This is a genomic window from Mycobacterium sp. 852002-51163_SCH5372311, from assembly GCF_001667115.1.
Lineage (GTDB): Bacteria > Actinomycetota > Actinomycetes > Mycobacteriales > Mycobacteriaceae > Mycobacterium.
On the sequence record NZ_LZIJ01000164.1, the window covers coordinates 55273 to 69254 of the forward strand.

Sequence of the window (13982 nt, forward strand, 5' to 3'; positions counted from 1 at the left end):
AGCCGTCGAGCACGTGCCCAGCCCTGCAACACTGAGACTTATGCCGCGGCTTAGCGAGCCGAGCCCCTACGTGGAGTTCGACCGAAAGCAGTGGCGTGCGCTCCGCATGTCGACGCCACTGGCCCTCACCGAAGAAGAATTGATCGGCCTGCGCGGTTTGGGTGAGCAGATCGACCTGCTGGAGGTCGAAGAGGTCTATCTGCCGCTGGCCCGGTTGATTCACCTGCAGGTCGCCGCCCGCCAGCGGTTGTTCGCGGCCACCGCGGAGTTCCTTGGCGAGCCGCAGCAGAACCCGGACCGGCCGGTGCCGTTCATCATCGGCGTAGCCGGCAGCGTGGCGGTCGGCAAATCGACCACCGCCCGTGTGCTGCAAGCGCTGCTGGCCCGCTGGGATCACCACCCTCGGGTGGACTTGGTGACCACCGACGGCTTTCTGTATCCCAACGCCGAGCTGGATCGGCGAAACCTGATGCACCGCAAGGGTTTTCCGGAGAGTTACAACCGCCGGGCCCTGCTGCGGTTCGTGACCTCCGTGAAATCCGGGTCCGACTATGCGTGCGCGCCGGTGTACTCACATCTGAAATACGACATCATTCCGGGGGCCAAGCATGTGGTCCGCCATCCCGACATCCTCATCCTGGAGGGCCTCAACGTATTGCAGACCGGGCCGACCCTGATGGTGTCGGACCTATTCGACTTCTCGCTTTACGTGGACGCCCGGATCGAAGACATCGAGCAGTGGTACGTGTCGCGATTCCTGGCCATGCGCGGCACCGCGTTCGCCGACCCGGAATCGCACTTCCATCACTACGCGGCGTTGTCCGACCCGCAGGCCGTCGTGGCGGCGCGCGAGATTTGGCGGTCGATCAACCGGCCCAACCTGGTCGAGAACATTTTGCCGACCCGTCCGCGTGCAACCCTGGTGCTGCGCAAGGACGCCGACCACTCGATCAACCGGCTTCGTCTGCGCAAACTCTGAACCAGCCCGCTGACACCGGAACGGGGCAGCGCACCGCACGGGCAGCGCTGGCGCCCCGCACCGGCGGGCGGGAGTCACGCCGCGAGTCGGCGCACTCCCAGGTACTGCAGCGCTGCGAATATCGCGGTGTACACACCGCTGGCCAGCGTCAAGGTGACGCCGATGCCCGTCATGGGCACCAACTCAGCGGCAACTACCGCACCCAACGTGTAGACGATGTTGGCCACCACGACGCCGATCCCGGCGCGGCGCAGGTCGGGCATCGCCGCCAGGCTGAACACCGCAAGTCCGTAGAGGACGAAGAAGGCGCCCATGCTGTATTCCTGGATGGACGTCAGCCCAGTCAGGGACGACAACGGGTCGGCGATGAAGGCGGCAGACAGACCCAAAAGTCCCGTCAAGGTGGCATCGGCCCGCATGGCGAACCGCAGCAGCGAGTCGGTCGAGTCGTATAAGGGCCGCGTTGGCAAACCAGTTACAGCGGTCATGTCATTTACTCCTTCAGGCTCCACGAGGGGATGGGTCGAAAATGTTTGAGCGTGCCTTCAACGTCCCTCAGCAGCACTGCCATATCGACTCGTGGCACTGCCAATTACTGCCACGAGTTAATAGACCAGGTAGTTCAGCCGGCTATTCCCACCGCCTCCCACCGAAGATGTAAAGATTCGAGCCAGATGTCGCCCGATCGCTAGATCGCTGCTGCCTCGATGACGCTGAACGGCGACGCCGTCTCGACCACCCGCGTCAAGCGGAAGCCTGCGCGCTCGAGGAGGTGCCGGTATTCCGCGGCGGTGCGCTCACGCGCGTCGAGCGCGAGCAGCATCTCCAAGTCCAGCCAGTTGCCCACGTATTCACGGTTGTGTGTGGGGACGACGAACTCGACCAGCAACACATAACTGTCAGCCGCTGCCGCGCTACGCACGTTGCGCAGGATCCGCACCGCGTCGTCGTCGGACCAGTCGTGGATCACGCTCTTGAGGACGTATGCATCGCCCCCTTCGGGGACGGACTCGAAAAACGATCCCTCGGCGACCGTGATTCGGTCCTGCACCCCTTGTTCGGCAAGGACGGCCGCGGCCCCTGCCACGACTTGGGGTTGGTCGAACAGGATGCCGCGCGCTGCGGGCGTGGCAGCCAGGATTGCCGAGAGCAGCCGACCGTGCCCACCGCCGACGTCGACGATGGTGGCGTGGGCACTGAAGTCGTAGGCGGCGATTACCGGACCGATGGAAAGCGCGGATCCGCCCGTCATGGCTTCGTTGAAGATCTCGCCGAGTTCGGGCTCAGTCGCCAGGTATTCGAACATCGGTTTGCCGCGTACCTCTGAGATGACGGACCGGCCGGTACGAATCGCATCGGTGAGGTGGCTCCAATGCTCGCGGTGCTGGGGCGACCCCAACCATCGAGCCCACCCGGCAATCGGTACCTCTGCGTCTCGGCGCAGGGTTTCCGCCAGCGGGGTGAGGTCATAGCGGCCGTCGCGGCGTTGACGGAAGATGCCCCGACTGATCAGCGCCCGAAGCAGTCGGCGAAGGGCGTCGGCGTCGGCGTTCACCGCGGCCGCCAACTCGTCGGCCGACAAGGGACCTTCGGCGAGCGCGTCCGCAATGCCAAGGTCCGCCGCTGCCGTGATCGCCTGAGCCGCCCACATATCGGCGACCATCTCCATCATCGCGACCGGAGGCGGGACCATGCGCCGGTGCAGGCGTGCGAGGTGATGCCGCGCAATCTCGATCGCCCGCACAACTTTGGCGGGCGGAACCTTGGGAGCCATAGGGGCGCAGCTTAGTCGCTGGAAACCGCTACCCGCCCGCGCAGATCGGCGGCGATGAGCCGCGCCGCGGCGTTCTGCCAGTTGTGCAGTGAGCGCTGCGGGACCTCGGTGACCAGCCACTGCCAGGCTTGCCGGGCGGTGGGGTCGAGCCCGGCTGCGGTGGCGTTCTGCGCGTAGGCGCGCACGCCGACGACATACGGGAAATAGAGCGAGTTGTAGTAACGCCACTCCTCGGTGGTGCCGAAGTCGCCGGCGTCGCGTGGCTTGAGCCGCCCGATGCCGTCGGCGAGGACGGCTTTGAGCTCGTTGGCCCGTTCCAGGGGGTGGTCGGGTGCGCCGCGTGCGGCCAGGCGCTGATCGATCACCGGCAATGCGGTCAGCGGGCTGGCGACGAGCTTGGTCAGGTCGGCATAGTGGCCCAGCGCCCGACGGGTGAGCCGGACGAAGGTGTCGTCGTCGACATCGCTCAGCGGATCTTCGGACCGCAGCGGCAAGGCGGCCCCGGTGTGCCGGAGAGCGGCCCGGTCGGCGCGCAGCGCCGGCGACTTGGAGAACGCCAGTCGGTCCAAGATCCCAGCCAAGGGATCGGCCAGCACCTGCACCGTGATCGCGATCGCCAGGCTGGTGAACAGCAGGACGGTCAGCGCGATCTGTGCGGTGGGCACATTGCGGGTCAGCGCCAAGCCGATCAATGCCTGGCCGCCGAACAGCACGGCGATCGCCACCGAGCCGGCAAACGAGCGCTGCATATCGGCCCACAGCGCCTGACCCTCGTCGAACGCGTCCCACCGTGCCACCGCAACCCCGAGCAACAGCACGTCCACACCCGTCGACGCCAGGGCCAGCCAGCTGGGCAGCAGACCCAGCGGAATGATCAGGATGGCATTGGACAACGCAAAGAACAGCGTCGCCAGCACCACTACCCCGGCGACCGGCTGCGCGGTCCGCCGCACCGCTGCGACCATGGCACCAAGGGTGGAAATCGAGATCACCGCGAACATGGTCAGATGGCCCGGCCGCAGCGGACCTTCGACGCTGCCGGCCATCATCGCCCCGAAAAGAGTCAGCGTGCCGACCCCGGCGACGAGCAGCAACTCGCCGGTACGCGCCCGCCAGCTTTCGCACGGCCGGGACAGCTCGACGAGCACCGCGAACCACGCCACGCTAGGTACCGCGGCCAAATAGATCTCGAGCTGACTGAGTAAATGGGTGTGCTGTTGACTAGCCGTGTTCCGCACCGCGTCCAACGCAACCACCAGCGCAAAGCCACACAGTCCGACTGCGGCCAACGCGAGTACCGGTTTGCGCGGATCGCGGGCCAGCAGGTACAAACCGAGCCATCCACTCAGTGTGAATACCAGCGCCGACAGCGCAGCCATGCCATCCAGTGTGGCACGCGGCTCACGTGCCGATCGCAAGCGCGGCGGAGCCGGGCGCAGCGGGTCGGCACGCGGCTCAGACGTGCCGATCGCAAGCGCTACTTGCCGTACCGGCGATGCCGCTGGCTGTAGTCGCGCAGCGCGCGCAGGAAGTCGACCCGGCGAAATGCCGGCCAGTGCGCCTCGGTGAACCACATCTCCGAGTAGGCGCTCTGCCACAGCAGGAACCCCGATAGGCGTTGCTCGCCCGAGGTGCGGATCACCAGGTCGGGATCGGGTTGTCCAGAGGTGTAGAGGTTTTCGGAGATCGCTTCGACGGTCACGGCGTCGACGAGCTCCTCGGCTGTAGCGCCGTTGGCAAGTTGCTTGCTCAACAACGCGCGCACCGCGTCGACGATCTCCCGGCGGCCGCCGTAGCCCACGGCGACGTTGACGTGGAAAGGCGCGATGCCCGGCGTCGACTCCACCGCGCCGCGCAGCCGGCGGGCAGGTTCCTCGCCGAGCAGCTCGAGATCCCCGACGGTGCGCACACTCCAATGATTGGCCGGCGCGCAGATCTCCTCGACGACGTCGGTGATGATCTCGATGAGTGCGGCGAGCTCCTCCGGATCGCGCTGCAGGTTCTCGGTGGACAGCAGGTACACCGTGGTCATCTCGATGCCGGCTTCCTGGCACCACCGCAGCATCTCGGCGATCTTGGCGGCGCCCATCCGGTAGCCGTAGCTGACGTCGTCGTAGCCCGCACTGCGCGCCCATCGCCGGTTGCCGTCACACAGCACCGCGATGTGCCGGGGCAGCTCGGATTTCGAAGCGGCCAGACCCTGCTTCAGCCGCAGCTCGTAGACGCGATACAACGGCTCCTTGAGCCGCGGCGGGATGATCTCCACGAAGATCCAGACTACTGTGACGGGCAACCATCGCCGGCCCAGTTTTCCGCCAACATCACGTCTTGCCGAACGGCGCAGGACGGTCATCGACGCTACTGTTGATGATCGATAACGGCCACTGGCACTCGACTCGGCAACACAGGAAGGACCCGGCCAGGTGAGCACGGTCACGAATGCGGAGCCCGAATCCGGGTCTTCATCCGAGGACGCCAATCCCGGCACTGTCGCCGAGCAACTGGTCGAAGGTGTAGCCCGGGTTCTGACAAGGCCGCGTTTCCGCGGCTGGATCCACGTGTACGCCGCCGGGATCGCGGTGCTCGCAGGTGCCTCGCTGGTCGCGGTGTCCTGGGCGCTGGCATCTACCCGTGCCGGGCTGGCGACGCTCGGCTACACCGCGGCGACGATCTTGATGTTCACTGTGAGCGCCACCTATCACCGCGTCAATTGGAAGTCTGCGACCGCCCGAACATGGATGAAGCGGCTGGACCACTCGATGATCTTCGTGTTCATCGCCGGCAGCTACACCCCGTTCGCGCTGCTGGCGCTGCCCAGGGATCAGGGCCGTCTGGTGTTGTGGATCGTGTGGGGCGGCGCTCTGGCCGGCATCCTGCTGAAGATGTGCTGGCCGTCGTCACCGCGCTGGGTCGGCGTGCCGCTCTATCTGATGCTGGGCTGGGTTGCGGTGTGGTTCACCGGGACGATCCTGCACAACGCCGGAGTGGCCGCCATGGTGCTGCTGTTCGTCGGCGGCGCCCTGTACAGCATCGGCGGCATTCTCTATGGGCTGCGCTGGCCCGACCCGTGGCCGACGACATTCGGATACCACGAGTTCTTCCATGCGTGCACCGCGGTAGCGGCGATCTGCCACTACATCGCCATGTGGTTTGTGGTGTTCTGACCTGCGTTACTCGGGCACGTGCAGGGCGGTCGCGAGTTCCGCGACGCCGGTGACGGGCAGATCGCAGGTTCGTCCCCGGCACACGTAAGCGGCGTCGGCCCCGGCCACTCGGTCCCGGCCGGCCAACAGGGCCGTCGAATCCCGCTCACCGCCGACGACGATCGACCCGCCCGGTGCCAGCCGGCGGGCCTCCGCCAACAGAGTCGACGTCGACGGGTCGCAGGCCACCGCGATCTGCAGCGGTCCGCGCACGGCGGCCTCGGCGACGGTCAGCCAATGCCCGGCCGAGCGCGGAGCCCGCGCCAGCAGGACCGAACTCGTGCGCAGCGCGTCGGCCGCCGCCTGCAGATAACGCTCGGCCCGTTCGCCGTCGACGAGATGCGCGGCGGTCAACAGCGCCTCGGCGATCGACGACGCACCCGACGGAGTCGCGCCGTCCAACGGGTCGGCCGGCCGGACCACCAGCTGCTCGGCATCGTCGGCCGTGTCGAACCAACGGCCGGGCTGCTGCGGGTCAGCGAAGTGCCGCAACGCGATATCGAGCAAATCGGTGGCCGCCGTCAGCCAGCTGTCGTCTGCGGTGAGCTGGTATAGCGCCAGCAATCCGGTGGCCAGCATCGCGTGGTCCTCCAGGATTCCGGCGCTGTCGCCCACCACGCCGCCCAGGCTGGCCCGGCGCAGCCGACCGTCGACGAGATGCAATTTCAGCAGCTTGGTCGCACATCGCTGCGTGGCGTCCGCTAACCCGGGTTCCTGAAGCGCGACACTGGCTTCGGCCAACGCGGTAATCGCCAGCCCGTTCCACGACGTGACGACCTTGTCGTCGCGCCCGGGCTGGACCCGGTTGAGCCGCGCTGCGAGCAGCGCGGCGCGAATCCGTTCGGCGCGTTGCGGATCGTCCGGATCGGCCGGCAACTGCAGCACCGAGGACCCGTATTCGAAGGTGCCGGAGGGGGTGACCGCGAAAAGCTCTGCCGCCCAACGGCCGTCGTCGGCGCCGAGTACCTCCGTTAGCTGGGCGGGCGTCCAGACATACGTCGAGCCCTCACGGCCGTCGGCGTCGGCGTCCAGGGATGACGTGAACATGTCGCCGACAGCCAGGTCGGCGAGCATGAACCGTGCGGTCTGCGCGGCGACCCTGCGCGCCAAGGGATTTCCGGTGCGCCTTGCCCAGTGCGCGTACACCCGCAACAGTAATGCGTTGTCGTACAGCATCTTCTCGAAATGCGGTACCACCCAAGCATTGTCGACGCTGTAGCGGGCAAAGCCGCCGGCAAGTTGATCGTAAATACCACCGCGTGCCATTGCATTACCGGTGCGCGAGACCGCCTCCAGCGCTGCCGGCGAACCGGTGCGCTCATAGTTCCGCAGCAGCGCCTCCAGCAGCGCCGACGGCGGGAACTTGGGCGCTCCGCCGAAGCTGCCGTGAACCGTGTCCTGATCGCGCAGCACGGCCGCGACGGCGTGGTCACATAGCGACGGCGACACTTCCGGGCCACCGCCGGGCAACCCCGAACTCATCGAGCGCAGCTCACCGGCAATGTGACCGGAGGCTTCCTCGACCTCGTCGCGGCGCTCCCGCCACGTCTGGGATACGGCTGAAAGTAATTGCAGGAAGCTGGCTTTCGGATAGTAGGTGCCGCAGAAAAAGGGCCGGCCGTCGGGCGTGAGGAAACAGGTCATCGGCCAACCGCCCTGCCCGGTGAGCGCGACGGTGGCGTTCATGTAGACCGCGTCGATGTCGGGCCGTTCCTCCCGGTCGACTTTGATGCAGACAAATCCCTCGTTCATGACGGCAGCCACGTCGGCGTCCTCGAACGATTCGTGAGCCATCACATGACACCAGTGGCAGGCCGCATAGCCGATGGACAGCAGGATCGGCACGTCGCGCTCGGCGGCGTCGGCCAGCGCTTGCGACGTCCACTGCTGCCAGTGCACCGGGTTGTCGGCGTGCTGGCGCAGGTACGGGCTCGTGGCCAGCCCGAGGGTATTGGTCTGCGAGGCGTCAGCCGGGCTCATCGCCGGATCCCGGCCGGTGCTCGTGCTCGGCCCCGTCCACGGTGTCGGTGCCCTCGTCAGCCGCCTGGTCGAGCTCGGGGTTGTCGCGGTCGAACGACTTGGGGACCTTCTTGAGTTGCCGGTTCATCGAACGCAGCAGGAACAGTGTCGCGATCACCAGCAGCACGATCACCAGCAGCCCGAACGGGCTGGCCTTGCCGAAATCGGGACCGGTGTTGTGCGGGGTCCCTTCAGCGAGCCACCGAGCGCTCGTCGCGAGGAAAAGCTGATTCACCCGTCTGACTCGATTCCGGCGAACAGGTCGGTCTCGGGGAGGCCGACCGGCACCCGCGAGCGGGCCAACTCGTATTCCTCCGTCGGCCATAGCCGCTGTTGCCACGCGATCGGCGCGGCGAAGAATTCGGCGTTCGGGTCGATCTGGGTGGCGTGTGCCCGCAGCGCGTCGTCGCGCCGGCTGAAATACGCCGAGCACTCGACGCGTGTGGTCACCCGGTCGGCGAACACGTCATGGCTGGGATCCCAAAGCTCGAGCCATTTCTTGAACGGGCCCTCTTGCCCGTGCCTGACGAATTCGTCCTGCAGCACCTGCATCCGCTGGCGCAGGAAACCGTGAATGTAATACAGCTTGGAAACCGGCCAGGGCTCTCCCGCTTCCCTGAAGCGGCAGTAGTCCCCGGCCGCCTCGTAGGCCGCCACCGACACCTGGTGGCAGCGGATGTGGTCAGGATGCGGGTAACCGCCGTTCTCGTCGTAGGTGAGCATCACGTGCGGCCGGAACTCGCGGACCACCCGCACCAGGGCGGCGGTGGACACTTCCAGCGGCACCAGCGCGAAACAGCCGTCAGGCAATGGCGGCGGCAGGTCGCCCTTGGGCAGGCCGGAGTCGACGAAACCCAGCCAGGTGTGCTCCACGCCGAGGATCTCGGCCGCCTTGGCCATCTCGTCGCGCCGGATCTCGGCGATGTGCCCGTGCACGTCGGGCAGGTCCATGGCCGGGTTGAGGATTTCGCCGCGCTCGCCGCCCGTCAACGTCACCACCAGAACGCGGTGACCCTCGTCGGCGTAGCGGGCAAGGGTGGCGGCGCCCTTGCTGGACTCGTCGTCGGGGTGGGCGTGCACCGCCATTAACCGCAGCTCGCTCACGTGTCCCCTTGTCGGTCCGCCTGATCGCCCCTTGGGGTCATTAGCTGACCCTATAATTCCAAACTTCGATGACTGCATCCTGTCGCCGACCCCAGCACGGAATTGAAACGGCTCTGATGGACTTAGAACCTGCGTCACGTCCCGAAGCCCGCTATGGGCGTGCGCGGCTCTCCAGCAGGTCACGTCGCCGTGTCGCCATCGCGCTTACATTGCTGGTCTTGGTTGCCGGCGTCGTCATCGCCACCATCGGCTATCGACGGCTGAGCACCAGCGCGGTGTCGGGCACGCTGGCCGGCTATCGGGTTATCGACGACGAGACGGCGTCGGTAACGATCAGCGTGACGCGTAAGGACCCGTCGCGGCCAGTGGACTGCATTGTGCGGGTCCGGGCCAAAGACGGCAGCGAAACCGGTCGACGCGAAGTGTTGGTCCCGCCGTCCACCCAGGGCACGGTACAGGTGACGACGACGCTGAAATCCAGCAAGCCGCCGGTGATGGCGGACATCTACGGTTGCGGCACCAACGTACCGAGCTATCTACGCTGACGGTCACCGTGCGCCTTGGCTTGTCTTAGCTTGTGATAGGCACAAATGCCCACATCGATTGTTTCCGCAGTGGTAACATAGATGAATGCACGGTTCCGGCTGGGGCCGTGTATTGCTGCATTAGTGGCCGTAAGCAGAACGGGGCGGCAGCACGACGGGTTGGGGGCCCGGATGCGATCCGGCCAGCCTGATCGAAAGCTTGCGCGGATACGCGGAATCGAGAACACAAGGAGCACGACGAGATGACGGATACTCAGGTGACCTGGTTGACCCAAGAGTCACATGACCGACTCAAGGCCGAGCTCGATCAGCTGATTGCGAACCGTCCGATCATCGCCGCGGAAATCAACGACCGCCGTGAGGAGGGCGACCTGCGCGAGAACGGCGGGTATCACGCCGCCCGCGAGGAGCAGGGCCAGCAGGAGGCCCGCATCCGCCAGCTGCAGGACCTGCTGAACAACGCCAAGGTCGGCGAAGCGCCCAAGCAGTCGGGCGTAGCGCTGCCCGGTTCGGTGGTGAAGGTCTACTACAACGGCGACGAGTCGGACACCGAGACCTTCCTGATCGCCACCCGCCAAGAGGGCGTCAACGACGGCAAACTCGAAGTGTTCTCGCCGAACTCACCGCTGGGCGGCGCTCTGATCGACGCCAAGGTAGGCGAGACGCGCAGCTACACCGTGCCGAACGGCAACACCGTCGAAGTCACACTGGTCAGCGCGGAGCCCTACCACTCGTAATCCACTGTCGCGAGCAGACGCAGAATCGCCCTAAACACGCGTCGCGAGTGCGATTCTCTGTCTGCTCGCGGTCGTTAGCCGAGCGCCTGTTCGAGGTCGGCCAGCAGGTCGGCGATGTCCTCGATGCCGACCGACAGCCGCACCAGGTCGTCGGGTACCTCCAATTGCGAACCGGCCGTCGACGCGTGCGTCATGGCGCTGGGATGTTCGATCAGCGATTCCACCCCACCCAGCGACTCCGCCAGGATGAACACCCGCGTACGCGCGCACAGATTTTCCGCGGCTTGCCGCCCTGACCGCATCCGCACCGAGACCATGCCACCGAAGCCCGCCATCTGCCGCGCGGCGATCTCATGCCCGGGATGAGTCGGCAGACCGGGATACAACACGTCGCTAACCGACGGATGCCCGGCCATGAATTCCGCTACGGCAAGGGCGTTTTCGCTGTGCCGCTGCATCCGAAGCACCAGAGTCTTCAGGCCACGCATCGTCAGGTAGGCGTCGAACGGGCCCGGCACCGCGCCGGCCCCGTTCTGCAGGAAAGCGAAAGCGGCGTCCAGCTCTTCGTCGTTGGTGATCAACGCGCCGCCCACCACATCGGAATGCCCTCCGATGTACTTGGTGGTCGAGTGCAGCACCACATCGGCGCCCAGTGTCAACGGCTGCTGTAGCGCGGGCGAGGCAAACGTGTTGTCCACCAACACTTTTACCGGCTTATCGGCGGTGCGTCGGGCGGCAAGGTCGGCGATTGCAGTGATATCGGCGATCGAGAGCAGCGGGTTGGTCGGTGTTTCCACCCAGATCAGCCGTGTTCGGGGTTTGAGCGCCGCTGCGACGGCGTCCAGGTCGGCCAGCGCCACCGGGGTGTACTCGACGCCCCACTGCGTGAACACCTTGTCGATCAAGCGAAATGTGCCGCCGTACGCGTCGTTCGGGATGACCACATGATCCCCGGGTCGCAGCATCGCCCGTAGCGCACAATCGGTCGCCGCCATCCCGGAACCGAAGGCCCGTCCGTACGCACCGTCTTCCACCGCGGCCAGCGCGGCCTCCAATGCCGTCCGCGTCGGGTTGCCGGTGCGCGCGTATTCGAATCCGCCACGCAGACCGCCGACACCGTCCTGGGCGAACGTGCTGCTCGCGTAAATCGGGGTGTTTACCGCGCCCGTCGAAGGGTCGGGGCGGTAGCCGGCATGAATGGCTTTGGTGGCCAGTCCGGTGAATGCGTCGGAGTCTTCGGTCATCTTTCCGGTCATCGAGCACAGCGTAGTGAGGGTCGTGAGCGCGGCGTAGCCGGGCGCGGCGGACCCGAACCATCGACCCAGTGAGGGTCGCAAGTCCGGCGTCGCCGGGCGCGGCGGACCCGAACCATCGACCCAGTGAGGGTCGCGAGCGCTGCGTAGCCGGACGCGGCGAGCTCACTTCGACGAGCGGCACCGTCAGATCGGCAGGCACACCGTCGTCATGATCTTGTCCGCCAGCGTTTGACGTTTCCCGTCCCACAGGGGGAGCAGAAAGCCGATATAGCAGATGGCCGCGTCGGCTGTGTGCGCGAGTTGACGCAAGACGGACATCCCGAAACCGAGTGGCTGCCCGGTGATTTCGCTGACCACCTTGAACTTCATGATCGACTTGCCGATGCTCGACCCGGTGGTGCCCTGGCGGTAGCCGTTGTTCCACAACATGTAGGCAAGCCCGGCCAGCAGCAGCACGGCAAACGACACCGGGCCGATCACCGAGGGCTCGGAGCACTGCGTGGTTGCGGTGTACCCCGAGGCATTGGGGGCGCACGAGCCCGAGCCGGTGAGAACAGCGTTGAGCACTGCGCCGATGCCGATCACAAGGTAGACCGGGCCGTAGTCGATGAGCCCAGCCAGCGCCCGCGTGGTCCACGGCGTGTAGTTCTCCGTCGGCTGAGCCCGCACCGCCGGTCCGGGCGGTGGCGGCGCGACGGCACCCGAGGACGGGGGCGGCGGCGGATAGGACATGCCGTCGGGCAGCGGAGGTGGCGGGGGCGGCGGGGAGAACTCGCCAGGAGGCGGTTGTTCGGTCATGGGGCAACCTTCCACTCGGAAGACACAAACAAGGGAAGAAGCTGAACTGGGCCGCATCACCGTACCTGAGCGCCTTGATGCGGCCGTCACCTCGGGACCGCGGCTACCGTCGACGCGGCCCTTCGGAGAGGAAACCCAACAAGTCGTACCGGGTGATGACGCCGACCGGTTTGCCTTGTTCCACCACCATCAACGCGTCGAAGTCACGCAAAGCCTTGCCGGCCACGCTGATCAACTCGCCGGCGCCGATCATCCGCAGCGGCGGACTCATGTGCTCCGCCACCGCATCGGCCAAGTTCGCCCGTCCCTCGAATACGGCGGAGAGCAGTTCGCGTTCGGAGACGCTGCCGGCGACCTCGCCGGCCATCACCGGCGGCTCGGCGCCGACGACGGGCATCTGGGACACTCCGTACTCGCGCAGGATGCCGATCGCGTCGCGCACGGTCTCCGACGGGTGGGTGTGCACCAGGTCGGGCAGCTCACCGGATTTCCGGCGGAGCACGTCACCGACGGTGAACTCGTCGGTGGACCCGTCGAGGCGGCTGCGCAGGAACCCGTATGACGACATCCACGCGTCGTTGAAGATCTTGGACATGTAGCCGCGCCCGCCGTCGGGCAGCAGCACGACGACCAGCGCGTCCGGCCCGGCCTCGACGGCCACCTTCAGCCCGGCCACCACCGCCATTCCGCAGGACCCGCCAACCAGCATCGCTTCTTCGCGCGCCAGCCGCCGGGTCATGTTGAAGGAGTCGGAGTCCGACACTGCAATGATCTGGTCGGGCACGGTCGGGTCGTACGCGGCCGGCCAGAAGTCCTCGCCCACCCCCTCGACCAGATATGGCCGGCCGGCGCCGCCCGAATACACCGATCCCTCGGGATCGGCGCCGACGATGCGCACCCGACCACCCGACACCTCTTTGAGATAGCGGCCCGCACCCGTGATCGTCCCGCCGGTGCCGATGCCGGCGACGAAATGCGTGACCTTGCCGTCGGTGTCGGCCCACACCTCCGGTCCGGTGGTCTCGTAGTGACTGGCCGGGCCCTCGGGGTTGGCGTACTGGTCTGGTTTCCAGGCGCCGTCAATCTCCCCGACCAGCCGGTCGGACACGCTGTAGTAGCTGTCCGGATCGTCGGGGGGCACCGCCGTCGGGCAAACCACTACTTCAGCGCCGTAGGCGAGCAGCACATTGCGCTTGTCCTCGCTGACCTTGTCGGGGCAGACGAAGATGCACTTGTAGCCGCGGTGCTGGGCGACCAGCGCCAGCCCGACACCGGTGTTGCCCGACGTGGGTTCGACGATCGTGCCGCCCGGCTTCAGCTGGCCGCTGGCCTCGGCGGCGTCGATCATCTTGGCCGCGATCCGGTCTTTGGAGCTGCCGCCGGGATTGAGGTACTCGACCTTTGCCAACACGGTGCCGGCACCTGGTGGGACGACGGAGTTCAGGCGAACGAGTGGCGTGCCACCGATGAGGTCACTGATGTGCTGCGCAATCCGCATGCGTTCATCGTCTCAGGCGATTTGGGGCCGCGCACAACCACTCCACCGGCCCGGCACAGCCGGACCGGT

Annotated in this window: 14 protein-coding genes; 4 read left to right on the plus strand and 10 right to left on the minus strand. The window is 66.5% G+C overall.

Translation table 11 applies throughout. The features are described 5' to 3' along the window. Positions 1-40 precede the first annotated feature (40 nt). Positions 41-979 (plus strand): type I pantothenate kinase, encoded by a 939-nt coding sequence (coaA, locus tag A5791_RS17985; protein WP_067239704.1) that lies wholly within the window; start codon positions 41-43, stop codon positions 977-979. Positions 980-1053: 74 nt separating this feature from the next. Here coaA and A5791_RS17990 read toward each other — a convergent pair whose 3' ends face one another. The 4 genes from A5791_RS17990 to A5791_RS18005 form a co-directional block, all read right to left on the minus strand. Beyond that, positions 1054-1467 (minus strand): hypothetical protein, encoded by a 414-nt coding sequence (locus A5791_RS17990; protein ID WP_067239707.1) that lies wholly within the window; start codon positions 1465-1467, stop codon positions 1054-1056. 200 nt (positions 1468-1667) lie between these two features. Next, the gene (locus A5791_RS17995) at positions 1668-2753 is read right to left on the minus strand and encodes a methyltransferase (RefSeq protein ID WP_067239708.1); all 1086 of its coding nucleotides are present in this window, start codon (positions 2751-2753) and stop codon (positions 1668-1670) included. 11 nt (positions 2754-2764) lie between these two features. Further along, positions 2765-4132 carry a hypothetical protein gene (locus A5791_RS18000; protein ID WP_067239710.1) on the minus strand — a complete coding sequence of 456 codons (1368 nt, stop codon included), beginning with the start codon at positions 4130-4132 and terminating at the stop codon, positions 2765-2767. 98 nt (positions 4133-4230) lie between these two features. After that, on the minus strand, positions 4231-5019 hold the full coding sequence (locus A5791_RS18005; protein ID WP_067239776.1) for a (2Z,6E)-farnesyl diphosphate synthase: 789 nt from the start codon (positions 5017-5019) through the stop codon (positions 4231-4233). A 235-nt stretch (positions 5020-5254) separates the two neighbouring features. On the opposite strand from A5791_RS18005, the gene A5791_RS18010 reads away from it, so the two are divergent. Then, on the plus strand, positions 5255-5917 hold the full coding sequence (locus tag A5791_RS18010) for a hemolysin III family protein (RefSeq protein WP_156661452.1): 663 nt from the start codon (positions 5255-5257) through the stop codon (positions 5915-5917). 6 nt (positions 5918-5923) lie between these two features. On the opposite strand, the gene A5791_RS18015 is transcribed toward A5791_RS18010, so the two are convergent. From A5791_RS18015 to mca, 3 genes are read right to left on the minus strand one after another with little or no spacing between them, the layout of a single operon-like run. Then, a complete protein-coding gene (locus A5791_RS18015) occupies positions 5924-7936 on the minus strand; it encodes a thioredoxin domain-containing protein (RefSeq protein WP_067239714.1) in 2013 nt (670 codons plus the stop codon). Next, positions 7923-8210 carry a hypothetical protein gene (locus A5791_RS18020; RefSeq protein ID WP_067239716.1) on the minus strand — a complete coding sequence of 96 codons (288 nt, stop codon included), beginning with the start codon at positions 8208-8210 and terminating at the stop codon, positions 7923-7925. Before A5791_RS18020 ends, A5791_RS18015 begins: the two co-directional genes overlap by 14 nt. Beyond that, positions 8207-9079 (minus strand): mycothiol conjugate amidase Mca, encoded by an 873-nt coding sequence (gene mca / locus A5791_RS18025; RefSeq protein ID WP_067239718.1) that lies wholly within the window; start codon positions 9077-9079, stop codon positions 8207-8209. The genes A5791_RS18020 and mca overlap by 4 nt, the downstream gene beginning before the upstream one ends. A 116-nt stretch (positions 9080-9195) precedes the next feature. Between mca and A5791_RS18030 the strand changes: the two genes are divergently transcribed. Then, positions 9196-9624 (plus strand): DUF4307 domain-containing protein, encoded by a 429-nt coding sequence (locus A5791_RS18030; protein WP_067239720.1) that lies wholly within the window; start codon positions 9196-9198, stop codon positions 9622-9624. Positions 9625-9866: 242 nt separating this feature from the next. Further along, positions 9867-10361 carry a transcription elongation factor GreA gene (greA, locus tag A5791_RS18035; protein ID WP_067239722.1) on the plus strand — a complete coding sequence of 165 codons (495 nt, stop codon included), beginning with the start codon at positions 9867-9869 and terminating at the stop codon, positions 10359-10361. A gap of 74 nt (positions 10362-10435) precedes the next feature. Here greA and A5791_RS18040 read toward each other — a convergent pair whose 3' ends face one another. The 3 genes from A5791_RS18040 to A5791_RS18050 all read right to left on the minus strand — a co-directional run bounded on the left by A5791_RS18040 (position 10436) and on the right by A5791_RS18050 (position 13913). After that, positions 10436-11605: a cystathionine gamma-synthase gene (locus A5791_RS18040; protein ID WP_067239779.1), complete on the minus strand. Its 1170-nt coding sequence runs from the start codon at positions 11603-11605 to the stop codon at positions 10436-10438. A 195-nt stretch (positions 11606-11800) separates the two neighbouring features. After that, positions 11801-12415, minus strand: coding sequence for an RDD family protein (locus A5791_RS18045; RefSeq protein ID WP_067239724.1), 615 nt, complete (start codon positions 12413-12415; stop codon positions 11801-11803). A gap of 103 nt (positions 12416-12518) precedes the next feature. Continuing rightward, complete coding sequence (locus A5791_RS18050) at positions 12519-13913, minus strand: cystathionine beta-synthase (protein WP_067239725.1); 1395 nt, start codon at positions 13911-13913, stop codon at positions 12519-12521. Positions 13914-13982 lie beyond the last annotated feature (69 nt).